Genomic DNA, 23,239 nt, shown 5'->3' with positions numbered 1-23,239 from the left:
GAAGGCTCCGGCAGAATAATTCGGGCGAGGCACAAGATGAAGTCCCAGGCCGTCAAGATCTCGGATACCAACACCGCTCCCGAGACCGGAGCCGTCGCCGGCTCGTATCTCGAAGCCCTGCACCTCGTCGAGCGCCTGCACCGCCGCCTGCTCGACGTGATCAAGGACGAGTTCGAGCGCCGCGGCCGCGAGGACGTCAACAGCGTTCAGGCGCTGCTGCTCTACAACATCGGCGACAAGGAACTCACCGCCAGCGAGCTGCGGACCAAGGGCTACTACCTCGGCTCCAACGTCTCCTACAACGTCAAGAAGCTGGTCGAGGCCGGCTACCTGCACCACGCCCGCTCGAAGACCGACCGCCGCTCGGTGCGCATCAGCCTCACCGACAAGGGCCGGATGGTCCACGACATCATCCAGGGCCTCTACGACAAGCACGCCCGCACCATCCAGCCGATCGGCGGCATTTCCGACGACGATTTCGGCCGGCTCAACACCGCCCTCAGCCGCCTGGAGCGGTTCTGGACCGACCAGATCCGCTACCGTCTGTGAGACCTCGGTTACGCCGAACACGACGAGGCCGGCCGCCCGCGAGGGACGGCCGGCTTCGTCGTTTCACGCCCGGCACCAACGCAAAACGCCGCCCCCGAGGGAGCGGCGCTCACGAGACCGGCCGCATCGGCGGCCGATCGAAAGCTCAGTTGAAGGTGTCGATCTCGGCCGACTCGTAGCTGGTGACTTCCATGCCGACGCAGATCTCGGAAACGACGGGGGCGGACCAAGCCATGTGAATTCTCCTGAATGGGATGCGGGCGAAAGGGACGTCTTGCCGGCTCGCTCGCGAGCCGGTCATCGGCTCAGTTGAAGGTGTCGATCTCGGCGGACTCGTAGCTCGTCACTTCCATGCCGACGCAGACTTCCTGAACGATGGGGGCGGACCAGGTCATGGCGTTTCTCCTCGTGAACGTCGATGACCGGAAGATAGGCGATACCTTGGGCGCAATACAAGCGGGCGCTACACTTATATTTCTCATAGGATCGCCGAGAGGGCGCTCGGTCGCCCCGGCATTCATCTCCAAAACGCCGAATTCGGCTTTTCGATAAGGTAGATGGTGTCGGTGGCGCCAAATCGCCAACCCCATTCCGCCCCCTGCCGCCACGCCCTCTCCGAGGGGGGCGCTTTCGGCTTGACGCGTCGCACCGCCGGGCGCACAGGCTGCCGCGCGCGGAGACGGCCGTCGGCATCCGCGCACGCCATTCCCACGAAGATCCGATGCCCAGCGACACGCCAGACCGATCGTCCGAGCCGTGGCCGGCCGCACGCCGCGATCCCGCCTGAGCCCCTGAAAGGCTCGCGCCGGGCTCCGCCGCGCAGCCGGTCGCGGCCGGTGCCGTACGGCGCGCCGCCGGGCCCGCGAGGCGAGGCCCATGGTTGAACAGGTCCCCCCCCTGCCGGTCCCCGACGCGGTCGTGCCGATCGATCCGCGCGTCGACCCCTCCGTCCTGGCGGCGCGCCTCTCCGACGAGCGTGCGCCCGACATCGTCGAGGCGCTGAACGCCGAGGCGCCGGAGGTCGCCGCCGCGATCCTGCTCGGCCTGCCGCACGATCGCGCGATCGAGGTGCTCGACCAGCCCGAGCTCGACGACGCCGCCGACATCATCGAGATGCTGCCGCGCGACCGCGTCGCCACCTACCTGTCGGGCATGTCGGCCGACCGCGTCACCGACGTGTTCCGCGAGATCGAGGAGCCCGGCCGCTCGGACCTGCGCGCCCGCCTCGACGCCGAGACCCGCGGCGCGGTCGACCGCCTCAGCGCCTACGGCGAGGAGACCGTCGGCTCGCTGATGACCACCGAGTTCGTCACCGTGCCCGGCACCTGGACCGTGTCGCAGACCCTCGACCACATCCGCCGCGTCGAGAAGACCCGCGAGACGATCTATGCGATCTTCGTGCTCGACCCGCGCACCCGCGCGCTGACCAAGGCGGTGCCGCTGCGCCGGCTGATCTCGGGCAACCCCGAGGACAACGTGCTCTCGGTCGCCGCCGGCCGCCGCCCGCTCGCGGTGTCGCCGACGGCGAGCCGCGAGGAGGCCGCCCGGCTGATCTCGAAATACGACCTGCTCGCCCTGCCGGTGGTCGACGCGGTCGGCCACCTGATCGGCATCGTCACCGTCGACGACATGATCGACGCGATGGTTGAGAAGCAGACCCAGGACGTGCAGCGCTTCGGCGGCATGGAGGCGCTGCCCGAGCCCTACATGGACATCGGCTTCATGACGATGATCCGGAAGCGCGCCGGCTGGCTCTGCGCGCTGTTCCTCTCCGAGATGCTGACCGCCTCGGCGATGCAGGGCTTCGAGGGCGAGCTCGAGAAGGCGATCGTCCTGACGCTGTTCATCCCGCTGATCATGAGCTCGGGCGGCAATTCCGGCAGCCAGGCGACCTCGCTGCTGATCCGCGCGCTGGCGCTGCACCAGATCCGCCTGCGCGACTGGTGGCGGGTGGCCCTGCGCGAGCTGCCCACCGGCCTCGTGCTCGGCGGCATCCTCGGGGTGATCGCCGTGGTGCGGATCGCGATCTGGCAGAAGACCGGCCTGTACGATTACGGCGAGCACTGGCCGCTGGTGGCGGCGACCGTCGGCGGCGCGCTCGTCGGCATCGTCACCTTCGGGTCGCTGTCCGGCTCGATGCTGCCGTTCCTGCTGCAACGGCTCGGCTTCGACCCGGCGACCGCCTCGGCGCCCTTCGTGGCGACGCTCGTCGACGTGACCGGCCTCGTCATCTACTTCTCGGTGGCGTTGCTGATCCTGCGCGGCACGCTGCTCTAGCGCCGCGTCCGCTGCCGTTGCCGACCGGTCGGCAACGGAAACTTCGCAGTCCGGGCCGACGTAGGGCGGACGATGCAGGCGTCGTCCACGAAGGCGCCGCCGGCAAGACGTGACTTCGGAGCGCGACCGTGACCCTGCCCCTGCTGAGCCGCCCGGTCCTCGACGACCTCGGCGGCGTGATCGGCGCCGAGAAGCTCCGGCGCCTGATCGTCCGGTTCACGGACAGCCTGCGCACCGCGTTCCCGGCCGGAAGCCGCCCGCCGGGCGAGATCGCGCGGGAGGCGCACACCCTGATCTCGATGTCGGGCATGCTCGGCTGCGAGCGGCTGTCCACGGCCTGCCGGGCTCTCGAAGCGGAGGCGAAGGACGGCGCCGACCTGGCGCCCGCGCTCGCCGAGATCCGCGACCTGCGCGACGAGACCGTGCGCGCGCTGGAAGACGTCGCGCAAACGTCCTGACGCTGCGCCGCGTATTCAGTTTCGTGACGATCGGCATGCCACGGTCGCGCGGAACGGGTTCTGGGTGAGCGGGATGATGGTGGCGACGACGCAGATGCCGGAACGACGGAGGGTCGGCCTCGTGCCGAATCGCCTCGCCGGCCGGCTGCCGCAAGCGCTCGTGGCGACGGGGGGCCTCGTCTTCCTCGCGCTCGTTTGGCTCGGCCTGCTGTTCCATCTTGAGCAGCGCCGCGAGGGCGAAATGCTCCAGGCGCGGCGCGACGTGCTGAACCTGTCGATCGCGCTGGCCGAGCAGGTCTCGCGCCTGATCGAGGGCGTCGACCAGGTGATGCGCCTGATCGAGGCCGACTACGCCGACGATCCCGAGACCTTCGATTTCGCCCGCTGGTCGAAGCGCGCCACGATGCTGGCCGAGAGCGCGCGCCAGATCGCGATCTTCGACGCGAACGGCGACCTCGTCGCCACGCGCGACGCCGTGCCCTCCGCCCTCAGCAGGACCAACGTCGCGGACAGGCCCTACTTCCGGTCGCTGGCCGACAATCCCGAAGCCGGCCTCTATGTCGGGCGCACCATCCGCGGCCGGCTGATGGATACCTTCACCTTCAACCTCGCGCGCCGGCTGACGCGCCCGGACGGCAGCTTCGGCGGCGTCCTCATGGTGGCCGTCGACCCGGACTACCTCGCCCGGCGCTTCAAGGCGCTCGACGTCGGCGCCGACGCGGTCGTCGGGCTGTTCGGCCGCGACGGCTACGTCCGCATCCGCGAGCCGGCGATGCCGGGCATGTACGAGCGCGACCTGTCCCGGCGGCTCGACGGTCAGGGCCTGTTCGCGCGCCTGTCCGAGGCGCCGGCGGGAACCTACGCGGTCGAGAGCGGCCTCGACGGGCGCGCGCGCATCTTCGGATATCGCGCCACGGAGAACCTTCCGCTCGTCGTCACGGTCGGCAAGTCGGTGGAGGTCGTGCTCGCGCCGCTCGTCGCGGAGCGGCGCAACGCGCTGGCGGTCGGCGCGGTCGCGAGCGCGGTCATCCTGCTCGGATGCCTGGTGCTGCTGCGCGAGCTCGAGCGCCGGCGGCGGCGCGAGGCGCTGCTGGTCGAGACCCACCGGGCCCTCGGCGAGGCCGAGACGCTGTTCCGCGGTGTGTTCGAGAACGCCACCGACCACCTCTTCGTCCACGCCGTCGCGGCCGATGGCAGCTTCGCCCTCGAGACCCTGAACCCGAGCGCCGCCGCGCTGATCGGGCACTCGCAGCAGGCCGTCCGCGGCAAGACCCCGGAAGAGGTGATGCCGCCCGACATGGCCGCGATCGTGCGGGCCGACATCGAGGGTGTGATCCGCTCCGGCGAGCCAGCGCGGCGCCAGGAGGAGCGGGTCGGCGGCGACGGGACCCACCGCTTCGAGGTGATCTTGGTGCCCCTGCGCGAGGCCGGCGGCCGCCGCGTGGCGCGCGTCTTCATCAGCGTGCGCGACATCACCCATCTGCGCCGGGCCGAGGAGGCGATCGCGCTGAGCGAGGCGCGCTACCGCCTGCTCGCCGACAACGCCAGCGACATGATCGTCCAGGTCGGCCTCGACGGGCGGCGGATCTACGCGTCGCCGGCCTCGCACGCGCTCCTGGGCTTGGCGCCGCAGGACCTCGTCGGGACGCGGCCGGAGGACGAGGCCCATCCCGACGACGCAGGCGCGCTCTCGGCGATGATCGCCCGCCTCTCGGGAGGCGAGGCCGAGACCGCGGTGGCGACCTATCGCCTGCGCCGCGGCGACCGCTCCTACATCTGGGTCGAGGGCTCGTGGCGCCTGGTGCGGGACGCCGCCGGCCGACCCGCCGGCTTCGTCGCCTCGGTCCGCGACGTCGATGCGCGCCATCAGGCGGAGGATGCCTTGCGGTCGAGCGAGGCGCGCTACCGGGCGCTCGCCGACACGCTGCCGCAGCTCGTCTGGATCGTGCGGGCCGAGGATGGCCTGGCGGCCTACGTCAACCAGCGCTTCGAGGCCTATTACGGGCCGATCGGGACCGGCCTTGCCGAAAGGCTCGCGGCCAACCATCCGGACGATGCCGGTCGCATGGAGGCGGCCCGGGCGGCGGCCGTGCGCGACGGGCGCGGGCACGAGATCGAAGGCCGGCTGCGCCGGCACGACGGCACCTATCGCTGGCACAAGATCGTGATGATGCCGATCCGCGAGGCGGGCGCCATCGTCGGCTGGCTCGGCACCGCCCTCGACATCGACGACATCATCGCCGCGCGCCGGGCCCTGGAGGAGACCAGCGACCTGCTGCGCCTCGCCCAGGACGCGGCCGAGGCGGGCTCCTGGGACCTCGACCTCGTCGCCGGTTCCGTCCTGCTCTCGCCCGAGAGCGCGCGGCTGCACGGGCTGTCGAGCACCGAACCCCTGCGCATGCCGATCGAGGCGTGGAAGGCCCTAGTGATGCCCGAGGACCGGGACCGTGCCCTGGCGGACGCCGCCGAGGCGATCGCCTCGCGCCGCAGCTTCGTGATGGAGTTCAGGATCACGGGGGGCGACGGCGTCGAGCGCTGGCTGCAGAGCATCGGCCGTGCGTACTACGATCCCGCCGGGCGGCCCGTGCGGGTGATCGGCCTGAACCTCGACGCGACCGATCGCAAGCAGGCCGAGCTCGCGCTGCAGGCGGCCAAGACCGCCGCGGAGGCCGCGCGCCTGGAAGCCGAGCGCGCGAGCCTCGCCAAGACCGACTTCCTCGCCGCGATGTCCCACGAGATCCGCACGCCGCTGAACGCGGTGATCGGCTTCACCGACCTGCTGGCGCGCTCCGAGCGGCTGGCGCCCGACCTGCAGCGCCACGCCGAGCTGGCGCGCTCGTCGGGTTCCGCCCTGCTCACCGTGGTCAACGACATCCTCGACTTCTCGAAGGTCGAGGCCGGGGCGATCGATCTCGAGCAGCGCGCCTTCGCGCCGGCGGCGCTGGCCGACAACGGCCTGTCGATCGTGCGCGGGCTCGCCTCCGCGAAGGGTCTCACCGTGATCGGCCGGATCGACCCGGACCTGCCGCCCAGCCTCGTCGGCGACGAGGCCCGGCTGCGCCAGATCCTGCTCAACCTCCTGAACAACGCGGTGAAGTTCACCCGGCGCGGCAGCGTGACCCTCGCGGTGCGCCATGCCGGCACCACGCCCGCCGGCGAGACCATCCGTTTCAGCGTCAGCGATACCGGCATCGGCATCCCGCAGGCCAAGCAGCACCGGCTGTTCGAGCGCTTCTCGCAGGTCGACAATTCGGTGAGCCGCGATTTCGGCGGGACCGGCCTCGGCCTCGCGATCTGCCGGCGCCTCGTCGAGCTGATGGGCGGGACGATCGGCGTCGCCTCCGACGACGGCGAGGGCTCGACCTTCTGGTTCACGGTGACGCTGCCGCGCGGCGTCGACGTCGACGCACCCACCGCCGTGCCGGCCGTCGTCGCGTCGCACGCCACCGGGCACATCCTCCTGGTCGAGGACGTCGAGATCAACCAGGAGCTGGCGCGGCTGGTGCTGGAGGCCGCCGGCCACACCGTCGACGTGGTCGCCGACGGCGCCGCCGCCGTGATGGCGGTGGAGGACGGCGCGTTCGACCTCGTGCTGATGGATGTGCAGATGCCGGGCATGGACGGCATCACCGCGACGCGGATGATCCGCCGCCTGAAAGGCCCGGCGGCGAACGTGCCGGTGATCGCGATGACCGCCAACGTGCTGCCGGCCGAGGTGCGCCAGTTCCGCGAGGCCGGCATGGACGACCACGTCGGCAAGCCGTTCGACCGCGCGGTCCTCTACGCCGCCATCGCGCGCTGGCTTCCGGGCCGCGACGCCGCGCCGGTGCGGCGGGCGGTGAACGGCTGACCCGGATCGCGGCCGCGGTGCCTGCGTCGATCGCCCTGCCCTGCCGCCCGCCCCACGACTGGCCGGCGATGCGCGACTTCCTCGCCGGCCGGGCGATCCCCGGGATCGAGGCGGTGGGCCCGGATCGTTACGCGCGCACCATCGCCGTCGCAGGGCGAACCGGATCGATCGCGATCACGCCCGGCGGCGATGGGCTAGTCGCGATCGTGACGGGCGTGGCGGAGGCCGAGCTTCCCGGAATCGCGGCCCGGCTCCGGCGCCTGTTCGATTGCGACGCCGACCCGGCGACGATCGGCGCGCATCTCGCGACCGATCCTCGTCTCGCGCCCCTCGTCGCCGCGCGGCCCGGCTTGCGGGTGCCGGGGGCCTGGGACGGGTTCGAGCTCGGCGTCCGCGCGATCCTCGGGCAGCAGGTCTCTGTGGCGGCCGCGACCCGGCTCGCCGGGCGGCTCGTCGCCGAGCTCGGAACGCCCCTCCCGGCCCTCGCCGAACCCGGCCTGACCCATGTCTTCCCGACCGCCGAGCGTGTGGCCGCGGCGGACGTCGCGCAGATCCTGACGATGCCGCGTGCGCGCGGGGCCGCGATCCGGGCGCTCGCGGCGGCGAGCCTCGCCGAGCCCGATCCGTTCGCACCCGACCAGGACCTCGCCACCGCCGTCGCCCGCCTGACCGCGATCCGCGGGATCGGGCCTTGGACGGCGCAGTACATCGCGATGCGGGCGTTGCGCGCGCCGGACGCGTTTCCGCCCGGGGACGTCGGCCTGCTGCGGGCCCTCGATGGCGGCGCCGGGCGCCCGAGCCCGGCGGAGCTGCTGCTGCGCGCCGAAGGCTGGCGCCCGTACCGCGCCTACGCGGCGTTGCACCTCTGGGCGGTCGATGCGGCGCGGCCGGCGGATTGAGGAGGACGCCGTGCGCGCCCAGGATGCCCGCCGGATTCGAGAGCAAGGGACGGGATGCGGCCCGTGAGCGAGCAGCGCATGACGGGGAGACCGCGCGGTCCGCATCCGGCCCCGATCATCGATGAGGCTGCGATGCCGACGACTGAGGCCACCCGTCCCGATCTGTCAGCGGATGCCATGCGGCGCGAAGCCGTGTCGGCGCGCGACGCGGCGTACGATGGCCGCTTCGTCTACTCGGTCCGCAGCACCGGCGTGTATTGCCGACCGAGCTGCCCGTCGCGCGCGGCGCGTCCCGAGAACGTCGCGTTCCACGCCACCTGCGCCGAGGCCGAGGATGCGGGCTTCCGTCCGTGCAGGCGCTGCCGGCCGAACGAGGCGTCGCCCGATGCGAGGCGCGCCGCGGCGATCGCCGGCGCCTGCCGCCTGATCGACGAGGCCGAATCGCTGCCGGCGCTCGCTGTTCTCGCCCGCGCGGCCGGGATGAGCCCGTTCCACTTCCATCGGGTGTTCAAGACGACGACCGGCGTCACGCCGAAGGCCTACGGCGAGGCCCGCCGGGCCGAACGGATGGCGAAGACCCTGCCGAGCGCCGGCAGCGTCACGCACGCGCTCTACGAGGCGGGGTACGGGGCGGCGAGCCGCTTCTACGCCGGGGCCGGCGAGCGGCTCGGCATGGCGCCCGCCGCCTACCGCAAGGGTGGGACCGGCGAGACCATCCGCTTCGCGGTCGGCCCGTGCAGCCTCGGCGCGATCCTCGTCGCGGCTACCGCCCGCGGCGTCTGCGCGATCCTGCTCGGCGACGATCCGGACGCGCTGCTGCGCGACCTGGAGGACCGCTTTCCGAACGCGGCGCTCGCCGGCGGCGACGCCGCGTTCGAGGCGCTGGTCGCGCAGGTCGTCGGCCTGGTCGAAGCGCCGGGGCGGCCGGTGGACCTCCCCCTCGACATCGGCGGCACGGCCTTCCAGCAGCGCGTCTGGGATGCCCTGCGCAGGATCCCGGCGGGGACGACCGCGAGCTACGCCGAGATCGCCCGGAGCCTCGGCACGCCGGCGGCGGTGCGGGCCGTCGCCCGCGCCTGCGGCGCCAACGCCCTCGCCGTCGCGATCCCCTGCCACCGGGTGGTGCGGACGGACGGCGCCCTGTCCGGCTACCGCTGGGGCATCGAGCGCAAGCGGGCACTGCTGAAGCGCGAGGGGGTGGTGCGGTGAGCGGATAAGCCTCGCGATCGCGTTCGGGCTCTTCCCTCCCCCTTTCGAGGGGAGGGTGGCCCGCGAAGCGGGTCGGGAGAGGGAGCGCCGGATTCGGAGAAGCCGCTCCCCCTCTTCCGGCGATCCAGAACCAGGCCCTCTCTACCGACCGAACCGCTCGAACTTCGGGAAGCTCCGGGTCATCAGCGTGCCCGCATCGGTGCGGTGGCCCATCCACTTCTCCAGCACGCCGGCGTTGGCGAGGCGCGGCTGGGGGGAGCCGTCGCGCCAGGGCAGGCCCTCGGCCAGGGCGAAGACGCAGGCATCGACGAGGGTCGATTGCCGGCAGCGCTGGAGGCGCACGCCCTTGCCGCGCACGAGCTCGGTCAGCTCGGTGATCGGGAAGACCAGCAGCAGCTTGTCGGAACTCGTCACCGCGACGTGGTCGCCCTCGGCCGGCACCAGCAGCACCGCCTTGGCGTCCCCGTCGAGGCCCAGGATGCCCTTGCCCTTGCGGGTGTTGGCGACCAGCCCGTCGGACGGCGCGAGGAAGCCGCGCCCGTCAGAGCCGGCGATGAGCAGGCGGGTCTCGGGGCGATAGGGCAGCGCCGCGACGATCTCGGTGCCGTCGTCGAGGTCGACCATCAGCCGGATCGGATCGCCGAAGCCGCGGCCGCCCGGCAGCTTCGAGGCGTCGAGCGTGAACACCTTGCCGTTCGAGGCCAGGACCAGGATCTTGGCGGTGGTCTCGCTCGGGAAGGCGATCTTGATCTGGTCGTCGCCCTTGAAGGCGACGCCCGACAGGTCGGCGACGTGGCCCTTCAGCGCGCGGATCCAGCCCTTCTCCGAGACGATGACGGTGATCGGCTCGCGCTCGACCATCGCGGCCGTGAAGTCGATGCCCGCGGTGTCGGGCGGGTTCTGCAGCGTCGTGCGGCGGGCGCCGAGCTTGGTGTCGGGCCCGAACGCCTTCTTCACCTGGCGGACCTGCTGGGTGATCGCCTTCCACTGCGCGGCATCCGAGCCGAGCAGCGCCTCGAGCCCGTCCTTTTCGCGCGACAGGGTCTCCAGCTCGCGCTTCAGCTCCATCTCCTCGAGCTTGCGCAGGGAGCGCAGCCGCGTGTCGAGGATCGCGTTGGCCTGGACCTCGGTCAGCCCGAAATGCGCCATCAGGGCCGGCTTCGGCTCGTCCTCCTCGCGGATGATGCGGATCACCGCGTCGAGGTCGAGGTAGACGATGAGCAGGCCGTTCAGGATCTCGAGCCGGCGCTCGATCTGCCCGAGCCGGTTGCGCGAGCGCCGCTGCAGCACGACGCGGCGATGGTCGAGCCATTCGCGCAAAGCCTCGGCGAGCCCGATGACGCGGGGCACGAGGCCACCGACCAGCACGTTCATGTTGAGCGGGATGCGGGCTTCCAGCTCGGTCAGCCGGAACAGCGATTCCATCAGGATCACCGGGTCGACGCTGCGCGAGCGCGGCTCCAGCACGACGCGCACGTCCTCGGCCGATTCGTCGCGCACGTCGGCGAGCAGCGGCAGCTTCCTTTCCTGCAGCAGTTCGGCCAGCTTCTCGATCAGCCGCGCCTTCGGGATGCCGTAGGGGATCTCGGTGACGACGATGTTCCAGGTGCCGCGGCCGAGGTCTTCCTTGGTCCAGCGGGCGCGCACGCGAAAGGCGCCGCGGCCCGTGCGGTAGGCCTCGGCGATCGATTCGGCCGAGTCGATCAGGATGCCGCCGGTGGGGAAGTCCGGCCCCTGCACGAAGCTGACGAGCTGGGCCGAGGTCGCCTGCGGGTTGGCGATCAGGTAGAGCGCCGCGTCGCAGAGCTCGGCGGCGTTGTGCGGCGGGATCGAGGTCGCCATGCCGACCGCGATGCCCTGGCTGCCGTTGGCGAGCAGGTTTGGGAACGCCGCCGGCAGGACGGAGGGCTCGTCCTTCTCGCCGTTGTAGGACGGGCGGAAGTCGACCGTGTCCTCGTCGAACCCGTCGAGGATCAGCCGCGCGACCTCGGTGAGCCGCGCCTCGGTGTAGCGGTAGGCGGCCGGGCCGTCGCCGTCGATGTTGCCGAAGTTGCCCTGGCCGTCGACCAGCGGATAGCGCTGCGCGAAGTCCTGGCTCAGCCGAACCAGCGCGTCGTAGATCGCCTGATCGCCGTGCGGGTGGAAGTCGCCCATCACGTCGCCGACGATCTTTGCGCACTTCTTGTGCGCGGTGTTCGGATCGAGCCGAAGCAGCCGCATGCCGTAGAGGATGCGGCGGTGCACCGGCTTGAGCCCGTCGCGGGCATCGGGCAGCGCCCGGTGCATGATCGTGGACAGCGCATAGGCGAGGTAGCGCTCTTCTAGCGCGGACTTCAGCTCGACGCTCTCGATGCCGTCCCCGGTCGGCGGCTCGAAGGGCTGGCCCATCACGGCTCCGTTCTCAGATGTTTCATGTGGAACATAACACGAACATCACGGCGCGGCATCCAGGCCGGCCGCGACGAATCGTGAGCGTTCCTCGGGGACGGGCAGCGCCCGCGGACCCCAGATGTGCTGGGTGAGGAAGTAGCCGGTCAAGGTAAACCCATTCCGCACGTCGTCCAGGCCCTCCAACCGCCCGCCGTCGCGCAGGAAGGCAGGCAGCGCCAGCAGGCGGTCGCGGTAGGGCTCCCCGGCCGAGGCGCTGACGGCGCGCCCGCTCTTCGGCGAGACGTAGATCAGGGCGTCGTTCCCGCCTGTGGCGGCGCAGGCGCCGAGATCGAGGCCGAAGCCGAGCTCGGCCAGGATCGCCAGCTCGAACCGCACCATCAGCACCGGGGCGATCGTGCGGTCGTCCAGGTGGCCGATCAGGACCCGGGCCGCCTCGAACATCTCGGGATGCGGATCGCGCTCGGGCAGCAGGCGCAGGAGGGCGGCGAGGTGGCCGACGCCGTAGAGCGCCAGGCCGGAGCCGATCAGCCGCGACAGGGCCGATTCGAGCGGCTCGACCGCGAAGGCGCCGAGGCCGTCGTCGAGCCGCGCGCGCCAGGTCGCGCGGACCAGGTTCCCGGGCTGCAGCACCGGCTGCAACCGGCGCGAACGCCCGCCATGGACGAGGCCGAGATGACGCCCGTGCGCGCGGGTCATCGCCTCGAGGACGACGCCGGTCTCGCCCTGCCTGCGCACGCCGAGCACGAGCGCGTCATCCGTCCACTGCATCCGCCGTACATAGGCGTTTTTGGTGTGCGGCGTGAGGGTGTGTGTTTCCTAGGACTGAAAGCCGCGGTAGCTTCTGGCATCGGGAGAGGTTGCGGGGATTGGATGCTGGTGCGGAATTCGATCTCGGGACCCGCTGCGCGTCCCACTCGGCGGGCATTTCGACGGTCCGCGCCCATCCTTGCCATCACCGTGATCCTCACCGGTTGCATAGGGCGCGGCGAGGCGCCCTCCCCCGCCGCCCAGGCGTCGTCAAAACCCGTCCGCGAGCGCATCGCCGCCCTCGCCCTGCGGCAGGTCGCGTTCGGGTCGGTCTCGCTGCTGCCGGTGCGGTTCGAATCGAGCCGGATCGCCGGGCCGTTCGAGGATGGCGGGCGCACGCTCTACTGCGTCTCGAGCCACATGAAGGGTCGCACCTTCGGCAAGGGCGAGCGACCCAAGGTCGTGATCCGCGAGGACAAGGCGGCGAACGCGCTCACGGCGATCGACGACGACGAGGTCTGCCAGGGCCACCGCACAGAGCCGTTCCCGGAGCTGGAGACCGTGGGCAACGCGAAGGCCGGCACCATCGGGGGCTGATCCGGGTTGTTCCGGCCCCGTCCTTGCTCCCCCGGACCGATGCGAAACACGCCGCTCGCCCTCTCCCTCGACCTGATCGCCCGCGCGCACGCCGTTCCCGTCGCCGACGACGAGAGCGCGCTGCAGGTGATGACCGACGAGGAGCTGAAGCCCGGCCTCGACGCGATCATCGAGCAGCGCGGCGGCGCCGGCGACCTCTGGGTGTTCGCCTACGGCTCGCTGATGTGGCGGCCGGAATTCGCCTTCGCCGAGAGCCGGATCGGCACGGTGCGCGGCTTCCACCGGCGCTTCTGCCTGCTGCAACGGCGCTTTCGCGGCACGCCGGAGCGGCCCGGCTTCGTGCTCGCGCTGGACCGCGGCGGCTCGTGCCGGGGCGTCGCGTTCCGCTTGGCCGGAACCAACCTGCGCGAGACGCTGATGCCGGTCTGGCGCCGCGAGATGCGCGGGCGCGGCTACGTCGCGCGCTGGCTGCCGGTCGCGACGGAGGCCGGAACGGTCTCGGCGCTGACCTTTCTCGTGAACCGCGCGAGCGACCGCTATTCCGGTCGCCTGACGGAGGCCGAGATCGCTGACCGGATCGCGGTCGCGTCCGGGCATCTCGGGCCGAGCGCCGAGTACCTGTTTCGCACGGTCGAGGCCTGCGAGGCACTCGGCATCCGCGACCGGCACCTCTGGAACCTGCAGGCCCTGGTCGCCGCCCGCCTGGATCTCGGCCATCCAATCTCGGGCGGCGCACCGGGATAGGCTCGCGGCGGCGAGAGCGGACGCCTCCATCGATGCGGCCTCAGACCCAGGCGCGCTTCAGCGCCGTCACGACGCGGCCGCCGCCATGCTCCGCATCCGGGTTGCGCAACTCGCGCAAGCCCGGCGCCCGGCCCGTCGTCAGGTAGACGACCACCGTCAGCGCCAGCACCACCTTCGTCCGCATCGACCCCGTCCCGCTTGGTTAAGCAAGGCTGTGTAGGATCGGTCGGTTTTGAGGAGGTTGCGCCGGCGCACATCGACCGGACCGAATGCCTGTTTCCCCTTGGCATGGTAAAGAAGACGTTACGAGGTCCCTATCGAATCATCTTCGTGCAGTCGTATTGCGATCACGTTGCTACAATGGCAGGTATACTGTTTATAAATTTAAATCAGGATTTATATTCAGTCGCATGAGATGAAGGTCTTTCATGGAGTGATCCAGTCGATGCTTACGAGATCGATCCGGTCGGCCTTGGTCGTGTTGCTCACGTCCGTTGCAAGCGCTTCGGCGTGCGATGTCCCGATACCGACGCGCGGTTCTTTCGTTGAATGGCCGACCCGATTTCTCGTTGGCAAGGTGGAGGTACTTCAGGTCCGGACGATATTCATGATGGAACGGTATGCGCGGGTTCGTCTCATCGAACCGGTCAGAGGCGAACTCCCGCGCGAATTCGGCGTTCTTTATGATGTTACGAGTTGCGGTGGGTATTTCGGAAAAGGTGAAATCAAAATCGCTGGCTTCATCCTTCTTCCACCGGAGGAGCAGACGAAACACTATCGCTACATGACGAATTCGCTAGTCGGGAGCTGGACGCAAGCAATATTCATCGACCGCGGAGCTCATCTAATTGAATAAACCATTTCTTGTTTGCTCAAAGATGCAAAGTGATCGTCTCAAGGCTCTCCTTGCGAGGTCCTGATACGAATTTTCTGGGATCCAGATTCTATAGGTGCTCGCCACACTGGGCCGGTGGCGGGCTCAGGCTCCTCACGATCAGTTCACCTCCACCTGGATCACGCCCGGCACGGCGCGCAGCATCCCGGCGATCTGCGGGGTGGCTTGGTACTTGTCGCGCAGCTTGATCTCGACCTCGCGCTCGCCGCCGTCCAGCAGCAGGATCAACGAGACCTCGCCCTCGCCGCGCATGGCGAGGCGCTGCTGCACGGCGCCGATCGGGCCCTCGTCGCGCAGGTAGATCCGCATGCCCTTCTGGTAACGCGCCACCGCCGCGTCGAGCGGCTCGGCGGCGAGGATCCGGGCGCGCACGTCCTCGCCCTCGAGGTTGGCCTGGAGCTGGAGAACCAGCGGCTGGCCGGGTTCCAGGATCTCGCGGTAATGCCCGAGGCCTTCGGAGAAGATGATCGCCTCGAAATGCCCGGTCTGGTCCGAGAGCGTGACGATGCCGAGCTTGTTGCCGGTCTTGGTGCGGCGCTCGGAACGGTCGAGCACCGAGGCCGCGACCTTGCCGACGCTCGAGGTGCCGGCGCGAACCGAGCGGCAGAACTCGGCCCAGCTCTGCACCCGGAGCTTGCCCAGCAGATCCTGATACTCGTCGAGCGGGTGCCCCGAGACGAAGAAGCCGATCGCGTCGTACTCGCGCTTGAGCTTCTCGGCCATCGGCCAGCCCTCGTAGGCCGGGATGCGCAAGCTCACGTCGGTGGAGGTGACGCCGCCGAACATGTCGGCGATGCCGGCGCTCTCGGCTTCGGCCGCGCCCTGCGCCAGCTTCATAATCGGCTCGACCGCGGCGCAGGCCTTGGCGCGGTCCGGCTCGATGTCGTCCATCGCGCCGGCGGCGACCAGGCTCTCGAGCGTGCGCTTGTTGACGTGGCGCGGGTTGAGCCGGCGGGCGAGGCAGGCGAGATCCTTGAACGGGCGCTCGCCGCGCGCCTCGACGATCGACTTCACCGCCTCGCGCCCGACGCCCTTGATCGCGGCGAGCGCGTAGCGGATGCGCCCGACGCTATTATCGTCGACATGGACCTCGAAGGTGACGCCGGAGGTGTTGATCGAGGGCGGTTCGACGACGATCTTGAGCCGCTGCGCGTCCTGCCGAAATTCGGCGAGCTTGTCGGTGTTGTCCATGTCGAGGTTCATCGCGGCGGCGAGGAACTCGACCGGATGGTTCGCCTTCAGGTAGGCGGTCTGGTAGGTCAGCAGGGCGTAGGCCGCCGCGTGGCTCTTGTTGAAGCCGTAATCAGCGAACTTGGCCAACAGGTCGAAGATCTCGTTGGCCTTCGGCTTGGTCAGCCCGCGCTCGACGCAGCCCTTCACGAAGCGGTCGCGCTGGGCGTCCATCTCGGCGCGGATCTTCTTGCCCATGGCGCGCCGGAGCATGTCGGCCTCGCCGAGCGAGTAGCCGGCCAGGAGCTTGGCAATCTCCATCACCTGCTCCTGGTAGACGATGATGCCGAAGGTCTCCTTCAGCGCCGGCTCCAGCTTGGGATGCGGGTACCACGCCGCCTCGTTGCCGGCGTCGCGACCGAGCTTGCGCTCGCAATAGACCGGGATGTTGGCCATCGGGCCCGGCCGGTAGAGGGCGACGAGCGCGATGATGTCCTCGAAGCGGTCGGCCTGCATCTCGCAGAGCGCCTTGCGCATGCCGGCCGATTCCACCTGGAACACGCCGACCGTCTCGCCCCGGCCCATCGGCTGGTAGGTCTCGGGCTGATCGAGCGGCAGCGCCGCGAGGTCGATCTCGATGCCGCGCTGCTTGAGCAGGTCCGTGCAGCACCTCAGCATCGTCAGCGTCTTGAGGCCGAGGAAGTCGAACTTCACCAGGCCGGCGGCCTCGACCCACTTCATGTTGAACTGGGTCACCCGCATCCCGGTCTTCGGGTCGCGGTAGAGCGGCACCAGCTGCTCCAGCGGCCGGTCGCCGATGACCACGCCGGCCGCGTGGGTCGAGGCGTGCCGGTGCAGGCCCTCGAGCTTCTTGGCGATCTCCATGAGGCGAGCCACGATCGGCTCCTCCTCGATCGCCTGCTGCAGCTTCGGCTCGCCCTCGATCGCTTGGACCAGGGTCACGGGATTGGCCGGGTTCTGCGGCACCAGCTTGGTCAGCTTGTCGACCTGCCCGTAGGGCATCTCGAGCACGCGGCCGACGTCGCGCAGCACCCCGCGCGCCTGCAGCGTGCCGAAGGTGATGATCTGCGCCACCTGCTCTTGGCCGTAGCGCTCCTGCACGTACTGGATCACGCGCTCGCGCCCCTCGACGCAGAAGTCGATGTCGAAGTCCGGCATCGAGACGCGCTCGGGGTTGAGGAAGCGCTCGAACAGCAGGCCGAAGCGCAGCGGGTCGAGGTCGGTGATCAGCAGCGCGTAGGCGACAAGCGAGCCCGCGCCCGAGCCGCGGCCCGGGCCGACGGGGATGTCGTGGTCCTTGGCCCACTTGATGAAGTCGGAGACGATCAGGAAGTAGCCCGGGAACTTCATCCCGACGATCACGTCGAGCTCGAAGGCCAGGCGGTCGCGGTAGGCCTGCTCGGTGAAGCCCTCGCACGGCCCGTGCTGCCTCAGGCGCAGGGCGAGGCCGGCCTCGGCCTGGCGGCGCAGCTCGGTCGGCTCGTCGGCGGCGACCTCCACCGGCACCGAGGGCGCTGCGTCGGCGAGCGCGTCCTGCATCGGCGCGGTCCCGCCCGCCGCCACCCGCGAAAAGTTCGGCAGGATCGGCTTGCGGGTGCGGACGCGGACCGCGCAGCGCATCGCGATCTCGACCGTCGCCTGCAGGGCGTCCGGCAGGTCGGCGAACAGCTCGGCCATCTCGGCCCGGGTCTTGAAGCCGTGGCGCGCGGTGAGCTTGCGGCGGCGGTCGTCGGAGACGACGCGCCCGTCGGCGATCGCGAGCAGCGCGTCGTGGGCGTCGTAATCGCCCGCCTTGCCGAAGAACGGCTCGTTGGCGGCGGCGATCGACAGGCCGTCGCGGTCGGCCATGCGCAGCAGCTCGGCCTCGATCCGGCCCTCGTCGTCGAGGCCGTGGCGCTGGAGCTCGACGTAGAGCCGGCTCTCGCCGAAGGTGGTGCGCAGGGCGGCGAGCCGCGCCTCGGCGAGGTCTGGGCGGCCGGCGCGCAGCGCCGCGTCGAGCGGGCCGGTGAAGCCGCCGGTGAGCGCGATCAGGCCCGCCGACGATTCGGCGAGCGCCGCGGCGCTCACGCAGGGCGCCTCGCCGAGCCCGGTGTCGAAGTAGGCGCGGCTCGCCAGCCGCAGCAGGTTGCCGTAGCCGGTCTCGTCCTGCGCCAGCACGACGAGGCTGCCGGCGGGCCGCGCCACCCGTGCCATCGGGTCGACGGCCTCGAACGCCACCGAGAGCTGCATCCCGGCGATCGGCTGGATGCCGCTGCCGGCGGCCTTCTCGGAAAACTCGAGCGCGCCGAACAGATTGTTGGTGTCGGTCAGCGCCAGCGCCGGCTGGTGGTCGGCCAGAGCCGACTTGACGATGTCGCCCACCTTGAGGGCGCCCTCGAGCAGGGAATAGGACGAGTGGACGTGGAGGTGGACGAATCCGACCTCCTTGAGCTGGCGCGCCATGACGGTCCTTGTGCGGGTGCCACAGAGATCCGTCCTTCGGCCGCAGGAGTCGATGGCCGGCAGGCCGCGATTGCCGATATCCACCGCCGATGTGGCGTTTCGGACGCGCGGCCTGCGACCGATTATCCTGTGCACGGGCAGTCCGGCCGCCCGCGCCGAAGGCATCCCTCAACGGATCGGGGCCAAGGCTACCGCCCAACCCGCCACCGCGACCGCGAGCAGCCCGAAGGCCATGAACTCCGCGACGCCGACCAGAACCATCCGCTTGAGCATGTCGGGCACTCCGTTTCGATGACCCTACTTTGTTCCTGTTTTGTTCCATGTAAAGCGCGAGCGTCGGCGACCTGGCGATAGGGTTGACGAAACGTGAAGCCCGAAGCGCTTCATCGCGGCCGGACCCCTCGGGCGGGATCGCCGACCTCGGGCATGGTCCTGCGAACGCCGGGCGGGGGATGGCGTCCGTCGCCCCGCTCCGCCCGCGGCGCCCTACAGGTAAAGGAGGCAGGCGAGCAGGAAGACGCTCTCGACGAGGAGCACCAGGAAGACGATCGTCGTCACGGCGGGATCCCGACCGACGAGGGAGCGCGCTGTGATCGGCTCGGACACGACGGGCACTCCGCTTTCTGGGGGCGCGGCGGCTCCTCGCGGCATGGAAGCCTGACGCGCGGCCGCGACGAAGAGCACCTTCGCCGGGAGGTCGGGGGACGTTGACCGGCGAAGGTGCCGCCGGAGGAGAAACGCTGTCCCGGCCCGCCGTGAATGCCATCGATCGGACGGGCGAGCCTTCACGCACGTTAAGTCTTCTATAGATTTTCCAAGCGTCGATCTGCAACAGTTCCGGCGTCACAGCGAGCGAATGCTTGCCTCTGTACCAAACGGAGCCTTCGCTCTACAGCACGGAGCGGCCGCGCCATCGTAGCGCCGATCGCCGTGGGAACGTCGGTTCAAGGTTTCGGTACGCTGGGCGGTCGGAGACGGGGGCGCCGATCTGTCAGGGCCGGCCGGGTTGGGGCTTGTGGCCCGATTCGAAGCGGGAGTACGCTCGGACCGCCCAGCCACGCGACGACGTCGGCGGGCTCAGGGAGTGGAACATTGGATTTTTCCCCGTCCTCGACGCAGGAGCTCTGGCTTAAGCGCGTGCGCGACTTCATGGCCGCCGAGGTCTATCCGGCGCTCGACGCCGTGAAGGCCGAGACGGCACAGTCCGCGCCCGACCGCTGGGCGCCCTCCGCGGCGATCGAGGGCCTGAAGGCGAAGGCGCGCGCCGCTGGCCTGTGGAACCTGTTCCTGCCGCCCTCGCCCGAGCACGACACCGATGCGTTCCACGGCGCCGGGCTGACGAACCTCGACTACGCGCGCTGCGCCGAGGAGATGGGCCGGGTGGCCTGGGCCTCGGAAGTGTTCAACTGCTCGGCCCCCGACACCGGCAACATGGATGTGCTGCACCGCTACGGCAGCCCGATGCACAAGGAGCGCTGGCTCAAGCCGCTGATGGCGGGCGAGATCCGCTCCGCCTTCCTGATGACCGAGCCCGAGGTCGCCTCGTCGGACGCGACCAACATCGCGACCTCGATCCGCCGCGACGGCGACCATTACGTGATCAACGGCCGCAAGTGGTGGTCGACCGGCGTCGGCGACCGGCGCTGCAAGGTCGCGATCGTGATGGGCAAGACCGACCCCGACGCCCCGCGCCACCAACAGCAATCGCAGATCTTCGTGCCCCTCGACGCGCCCGGCGTCGAGATCAAGCGCCTGCTCTCGGTGTTCGGCTACGACGAGGCCCCGCACGGCCACGCCGAGGTCACCTTACGCGACGTGCGCGTGCCGGCCGAGAACCTGATCCTCGGCGAGGGCCGCGGCTTCGAGATCGCGCAGGGGCGCCTCGGGCCGGGGCGCATCCACCATTGCATGCGCACCATCGGCGCGGCCGAGGCCGCCCTCGAGGCGATGGTGCGGCGCCTGCTCGCGCGCACCGCCTTCGGCAAGCGGCTGGCCGACCAGTCGGTGTGGGAGCAGCGCGTCGCCGAGGCCCGCATCGACATCGAGATGACGCGCCTGCTCTGCCTGAAGGCGGCGGACATGATGGACAAGGTCGGCGCCAAGGCGGCCAAGCTCGAGATCGCGATGATCAAGGTCGCCGCCCCGCGCATCGCGCTGAAGGTGCTCGACGACGCGATCCAGGCCCATGGCGGCGCCGGCGTCTCCGACGACTTCGACCTCGCCCGCACCTACGCCCACATCCGCACCCTGCGGCTAGCCGACGGGCCGGACGAGGTCCACAACCGCTCGATCGCCCGCCTCGAATTCGCCCGCCACAGCAAAGCGGGTCCCGCCGCGTGAGCGGGACGGGGGATTCCGCCTTCGCCGGCACCAAGCCGGTCGACCCGCGCCACCGGATCGACGAGGGCGCCCTGGCGGCCTGGATGGCGGAGCACGTCGCCGGGTTCGACGGCCCGCTGACGCTGCGCCAGTTCAAGGGCGGCCAGTCGAACCCGACCTACCGGGTCGAGACCCCGGGGGGCGCCTACGTGCTGCGGCGCAAGCCCTTCGGCCCGCTGCTGCCCTCGGCCCACGCGGTCGAGCGTGAGTACCGCCTGATCGGCGCACTGCACGACACCGGCTTCCCGGTGCCGCGGGCGGACGCCCTGTGCGAGGATGCCGGCGTCATCGGCGCGGCCTTCTACGTGATGGAGGCGGTCAAGGGTGCCGTGCACTGGAATGCGGCCCTGCCCGAGCTGCCGCCGGCCGAGCGGCGCGACGTCTACGCGGGCATGATCACGACCCTCGCCCGCCTGCACCGGGCCGACCCCACCGCTATCGGGCTCGGCGATTACGGCCGGCCGGGCAACTACTTCGCCCGCCAGGTCGACCGCTGGACCAAGCAGTACCGCGCCGCCGAAGGCGACCGGCTCGAGGCGGCCGAGCGGCTGATCGCCTGGCTGCCGCGGACCGTGCCGGAGCAGGACCGGGTCTCGATCGTCCACGGCGACTTCCGCCTCGACAACATGATCTTCGCCCATGGCCGGGTCGCCGCGGTGCTGGACTGGGAGCTGTCGACGCTGGGCGATCCGCTCGCCGACTTCAGCTACCTTCTGATGCACTGGGTGCTGCCGGCGGACGGCCGCAGCGCGCTCGGCGGGCTCGATCTCCCCGCGCTCGGCATCCCGACGCAGGACGAGGCGGTGGCGCTCTACTGCCGCGAGACCGGTCGCGACGGCCTGCCCGACCTGAACTGGTACTTCGCCTACAACCTGTTCCGCCTCGTCGGCATCCTCCAGGGCATCGCCGGCCGGATGAAGGCCGGCACCGCCGCGAGCGAGCACGCCGCCGACATGGCCGCCCGCGTGCCGAAGCTCGCCGACGCGGCCTGGTCGTTCGCTGTGAAAGCCGGGGCCTGACCGCGATGGCGCGCGTCGTCGTGGTGACGGGCGCAGCCCAGGGCATCGGCCGGGCGCTGTGCGAGCGCTTCGCCGCCGACGGCGCCACGGTGATCGCCGCCGACGTCGACGCGGCCGGCGCCGCCGCGACCGCGGCGCGCATCGGCGGCGTCGCCGCGACCTGCGACGTCGGCGCGGCCGAGAGCGTCGCCGACCTCGTCGCGCGGACGATCCGGGAGCACGGGCCGGTCGACGTCTATTGCTCGAATGCCGGCATCCTGCTGCGCGACCCCGATCCCGAGAATGCGGCCTCCGCGCCCGATGCCGACTGGGCGCGCGCCTGGGCGGTCAACGTGATGGCCCACGTCCACGCGTCGCGCGCGCTGCTGCCGGATTGGATCGCCCGACGCGCGGGGACCTTCCTCGCCACGGTCTCGGCGGCCGGCCTGCTCAGCCAGATCGGCAGCGCGACCTATTCCACCACCAAGCACGCCGCCCTAGGCTTCTGCGAGCACCTCGCGATCACCCATCGCGACCATGGCATCCGTGTCGCCGCGCTCTGCCCGCAGGGGGTCGACACCGCGATGGTGCGCGGCGCCTCGGCGCGCGAGCCGGCGCTCCTCGACGGGCTGCTCAGCCCCGAAGCGGTGGCGGAGGCGGCGTTCGCCGGCCTCGCCGAGGGCCACTTCCTGATCCTGCCGCACCCGCAGGTCGCCGGTTACGTGCGCCGCAAGGCCGACGACCACGACCGCTGGATCGGCGGCATGGCCAAGCTCAGACGCGCGAGAGGATGATCCGATGTCGCTGTTCGATCTCACCGGCAAGGTCGCCGTCATCACCGGCTCGTCCCGCGGGATCGGGCGCGCCATCGCGCTCCGCATGGCCGAGCAGGGCGCGCGGGTGGTGGTGTCGTCGCGCAAGCGCGAGGCCTGCGACGTGGTCGTCGCCGAGATCGAGGCGGCGCACGGCGCCGGCCGCGCCATCGCGGTGCCGGCCAGCATCTCGGTGAAGGAGGACCTCGTCCGTCTGATCGGCGAGACCAACGACCGTTTCGGCGCGGTCGACACGCTGGTCTGCAACGCTGCGAGCAACCCGTATTACGGGCCGCTGGCCGACATCAAGGACGAGCAGTTCACCAAGATCCTGTCGAACAACATCGTCTCGAACCACTGGCTGATTCAGCTGGTGGCGCCGGCGATGATCGCCCGGCGCGACGGCGCGATCGTCATCGTCTCCTCGATCGGCGGCCTCAAGGGCTCGCCGGTGATCGGCGCCTACAACGTCTCGAAGGCGGCCGACATGCAGCTCGCGCGGAACTACGCGGTCGAGTACGGCCCGCACAACGTCCGGGTGAACTGCATCTGCCCCGGCCTCGTCCGCACCGACTTCGCCCGCGCCCTGTGGGAGGATCCGAAGGTCCTGGAATCCGCGACCTCGCTCGCGCCTTTGCGCCGCATCGGCGAGCCCGACGAGATCGCCGGTGCGGCGATCTTCCTCGCCTCGGCCGCGGGGCGGTTCACGACGGGCCAGGCCATCGTGGTGGACGGCGGCGTGACGATCGCCAGCGGGGCGATCGGGTAGACGCCGCGCTTTTCTGACACAGCGGTCGATCG

Annotated in this window: 18 protein-coding genes; 12 read left to right on the top strand and 6 right to left on the bottom strand. The window is 70.6% G+C overall.

All coding sequences use genetic code 11. The annotated features are described in order from the left end of the window. Positions 1-36: 36 nt before the first annotated feature. Complete coding sequence (gene ldtR, locus ACFZ8E_RS07035) at positions 37-549, top strand: transcriptional regulator LdtR (RefSeq protein ID WP_147727217.1); 513 nt, start codon at positions 37-39, stop codon at positions 547-549. 145 nt (positions 550-694) lie between these two features. On the opposite strand, the gene pqqA (ACFZ8E_RS07030) is transcribed toward ldtR, so the two are convergent. Together pqqA (ACFZ8E_RS07030) and pqqA (ACFZ8E_RS07025) are read right to left on the bottom strand one after the other, a co-directional pair. Then, positions 695-784 carry a pyrroloquinoline quinone precursor peptide PqqA gene (gene pqqA, locus ACFZ8E_RS07030; RefSeq protein ID WP_007559225.1) on the bottom strand — a complete coding sequence of 30 codons (90 nt, stop codon included), beginning with the start codon at positions 782-784 and terminating at the stop codon, positions 695-697. A 70-nt stretch (positions 785-854) separates the two neighbouring features. Then, positions 855-944 (bottom strand): pyrroloquinoline quinone precursor peptide PqqA, encoded by a 90-nt coding sequence (gene pqqA, locus ACFZ8E_RS07025; protein ID WP_018042171.1) that lies wholly within the window; start codon positions 942-944, stop codon positions 855-857. A 481-nt stretch (positions 945-1,425) separates the two neighbouring features. Between pqqA (ACFZ8E_RS07025) and mgtE the strand changes: the two genes are divergently transcribed. The 5 genes from mgtE (at position 1,426) to ada (ending at position 9,242) form a co-directional block, all read left to right on the top strand. Beyond that, complete coding sequence (mgtE, locus tag ACFZ8E_RS07020; protein ID WP_405042419.1) at positions 1,426-2,826, top strand: magnesium transporter; 1,401 nt, start codon at positions 1,426-1,428, stop codon at positions 2,824-2,826. Between the two features lie 128 nt (positions 2,827-2,954). Then, the gene (locus ACFZ8E_RS07015) at positions 2,955-3,284 is read left to right on the top strand and encodes an Hpt domain-containing protein (protein WP_147727214.1); all 330 of its coding nucleotides are present in this window, start codon (positions 2,955-2,957) and stop codon (positions 3,282-3,284) included. A 73-nt stretch (positions 3,285-3,357) separates the two neighbouring features. Continuing rightward, positions 3,358-7,134, top strand: a complete 3,777-nt coding sequence (locus ACFZ8E_RS07010) for a PAS domain S-box protein (RefSeq protein WP_405044339.1) — start codon at positions 3,358-3,360, stop codon at positions 7,132-7,134. Between the two features lie 17 nt (positions 7,135-7,151). After that, the gene (locus ACFZ8E_RS07005) at positions 7,152-8,033 is read left to right on the top strand and encodes a DNA-3-methyladenine glycosylase family protein (protein WP_405042418.1); all 882 of its coding nucleotides are present in this window, start codon (positions 7,152-7,154) and stop codon (positions 8,031-8,033) included. Positions 8,034-8,165: 132 nt separating this feature from the next. Then, complete coding sequence (gene ada, locus ACFZ8E_RS07000; protein WP_243949636.1) at positions 8,166-9,242, top strand: bifunctional DNA-binding transcriptional regulator/O6-methylguanine-DNA methyltransferase Ada; 1,077 nt, start codon at positions 8,166-8,168, stop codon at positions 9,240-9,242. A gap of 141 nt (positions 9,243-9,383) precedes the next feature. On the opposite strand, the gene parC is transcribed toward ada, so the two are convergent. Both parC and recO read right to left on the bottom strand, forming a co-directional pair. Next, positions 9,384-11,630, bottom strand: coding sequence for a DNA topoisomerase IV subunit A (parC, locus tag ACFZ8E_RS06995; protein WP_243949635.1), 2,247 nt, complete (start codon positions 11,628-11,630; stop codon positions 9,384-9,386). Positions 11,631-11,675: 45 nt separating this feature from the next. Then, positions 11,676-12,401, bottom strand: a complete 726-nt coding sequence (gene recO, locus ACFZ8E_RS06990; protein WP_243949634.1) for a DNA repair protein RecO — start codon at positions 12,399-12,401, stop codon at positions 11,676-11,678. 102 nt (positions 12,402-12,503) lie between these two features. Here recO and ACFZ8E_RS06985 point away from each other — a divergent pair, with 102 nt between their 5' ends. Together ACFZ8E_RS06985 and ACFZ8E_RS06980 are read left to right on the top strand one after the other, a co-directional pair. Next, positions 12,504-12,977 (top strand): hypothetical protein, encoded by a 474-nt coding sequence (locus ACFZ8E_RS06985; protein WP_147727507.1) that lies wholly within the window; start codon positions 12,504-12,506, stop codon positions 12,975-12,977. Positions 12,978-13,016: 39 nt separating this feature from the next. Beyond that, the gene (locus ACFZ8E_RS06980; RefSeq protein WP_147727506.1) at positions 13,017-13,721 is read left to right on the top strand and encodes a gamma-glutamylcyclotransferase; all 705 of its coding nucleotides are present in this window, start codon (positions 13,017-13,019) and stop codon (positions 13,719-13,721) included. Between the two features lie 40 nt (positions 13,722-13,761). Here ACFZ8E_RS06980 and ACFZ8E_RS06975 read toward each other — a convergent pair whose 3' ends face one another. Next, positions 13,762-13,905: a hypothetical protein gene (locus ACFZ8E_RS06975; RefSeq protein WP_187274632.1), complete on the bottom strand. Its 144-nt coding sequence runs from the start codon at positions 13,903-13,905 to the stop codon at positions 13,762-13,764. 810 nt (positions 13,906-14,715) lie between these two features. After that, positions 14,716-18,249: a DNA polymerase III subunit alpha gene (gene dnaE / locus ACFZ8E_RS06970; protein WP_405042415.1), complete on the bottom strand. Its 3,534-nt coding sequence runs from the start codon at positions 18,247-18,249 to the stop codon at positions 14,716-14,718. Positions 18,250-19,341: 1,092 nt separating this feature from the next. Between dnaE and ACFZ8E_RS06965 the strand changes: the two genes are divergently transcribed. Genes ACFZ8E_RS06965 through ACFZ8E_RS06950 form a run of 4 tightly spaced genes read left to right on the top strand, consistent with a single transcriptional unit; the run spans position 19,342 to position 23,207 of the window. Then, positions 19,342-20,589 carry an acyl-CoA dehydrogenase family protein gene (locus ACFZ8E_RS06965; RefSeq protein WP_405042414.1) on the top strand — a complete coding sequence of 416 codons (1,248 nt, stop codon included), beginning with the start codon at positions 19,342-19,344 and terminating at the stop codon, positions 20,587-20,589. Beyond that, positions 20,586-21,647, top strand: a complete 1,062-nt coding sequence (locus ACFZ8E_RS06960) for a phosphotransferase family protein (protein WP_405042413.1) — start codon at positions 20,586-20,588, stop codon at positions 21,645-21,647. The genes ACFZ8E_RS06965 and ACFZ8E_RS06960 overlap by 4 nt, the downstream gene beginning before the upstream one ends. Then, positions 21,644-22,420: an SDR family oxidoreductase gene (locus tag ACFZ8E_RS06955; RefSeq protein WP_405044338.1), complete on the top strand. Its 777-nt coding sequence runs from the start codon at positions 21,644-21,646 to the stop codon at positions 22,418-22,420. Before ACFZ8E_RS06960 ends, ACFZ8E_RS06955 begins: the two co-directional genes overlap by 4 nt. Before the next feature lie 4 nt (positions 22,421-22,424). After that, positions 22,425-23,207, top strand: coding sequence for an SDR family NAD(P)-dependent oxidoreductase (locus tag ACFZ8E_RS06950; RefSeq protein ID WP_243935436.1), 783 nt, complete (start codon positions 22,425-22,427; stop codon positions 23,205-23,207). Positions 23,208-23,239 lie beyond the last annotated feature (32 nt).

It is taken from the genome of Methylobacterium sp. HMF5984 (genome assembly GCF_045033435.1).
Lineage (GTDB): Bacteria > Pseudomonadota > Alphaproteobacteria > Rhizobiales > Beijerinckiaceae > Methylobacterium.
Note: the sequence above shows the minus strand (reverse complement) of the source record. Positions and strands in the feature narration are given on the sequence as shown.

What these genes read in the sequence shown, in the direction of transcription:
- ldtR (WP_147727217.1), top strand. Translation starts at nt 37, where the DNA reads ATGAAGTCCCAGGCCGTCAAGATCTCGGATACCAACACCGCTCCCGAG.
- pqqA (WP_007559225.1), bottom strand. Translation starts at nt 784, where the DNA reads ATGGCTTGGTCCGCCCCCGTCGTTTCCGAGATCTGCGTCGGCATGGAA.
- pqqA (WP_018042171.1), bottom strand. Translation starts at nt 944, where the DNA reads ATGACCTGGTCCGCCCCCATCGTTCAGGAAGTCTGCGTCGGCATGGAA.
- mgtE (WP_405042419.1), top strand. Translation starts at nt 1,426, where the DNA reads ATGGTTGAACAGGTCCCCCCCCTGCCGGTCCCCGACGCGGTCGTGCCG.
- ACFZ8E_RS07010 (WP_405044339.1), top strand. Translation starts at nt 3,358, where the DNA reads ATGATGGTGGCGACGACGCAGATGCCGGAACGACGGAGGGTCGGCCTC.
- ada (WP_243949636.1), top strand. Translation starts at nt 8,166, where the DNA reads ATGCCGACGACTGAGGCCACCCGTCCCGATCTGTCAGCGGATGCCATG.
- parC (WP_243949635.1), bottom strand. Translation starts at nt 11,630, where the DNA reads ATGGGCCAGCCCTTCGAGCCGCCGACCGGGGACGGCATCGAGAGCGTC.
- recO (WP_243949634.1), bottom strand. Translation starts at nt 12,401, where the DNA reads ATGCAGTGGACGGATGACGCGCTCGTGCTCGGCGTGCGCAGGCAGGGC.
- ACFZ8E_RS06985 (WP_147727507.1), top strand. Translation starts at nt 12,504, where the DNA reads ATGCTGGTGCGGAATTCGATCTCGGGACCCGCTGCGCGTCCCACTCGG.
- ACFZ8E_RS06980 (WP_147727506.1), top strand. Translation starts at nt 13,017, where the DNA reads ATGCGAAACACGCCGCTCGCCCTCTCCCTCGACCTGATCGCCCGCGCG.
- ACFZ8E_RS06975 (WP_187274632.1), bottom strand. Translation starts at nt 13,905, where the DNA reads ATGCGGACGAAGGTGGTGCTGGCGCTGACGGTGGTCGTCTACCTGACG.
- dnaE (WP_405042415.1), bottom strand. Translation starts at nt 18,249, where the DNA reads ATGGCGCGCCAGCTCAAGGAGGTCGGATTCGTCCACCTCCACGTCCAC.
- ACFZ8E_RS06950 (WP_243935436.1), top strand. Translation starts at nt 22,425, where the DNA reads ATGTCGCTGTTCGATCTCACCGGCAAGGTCGCCGTCATCACCGGCTCG.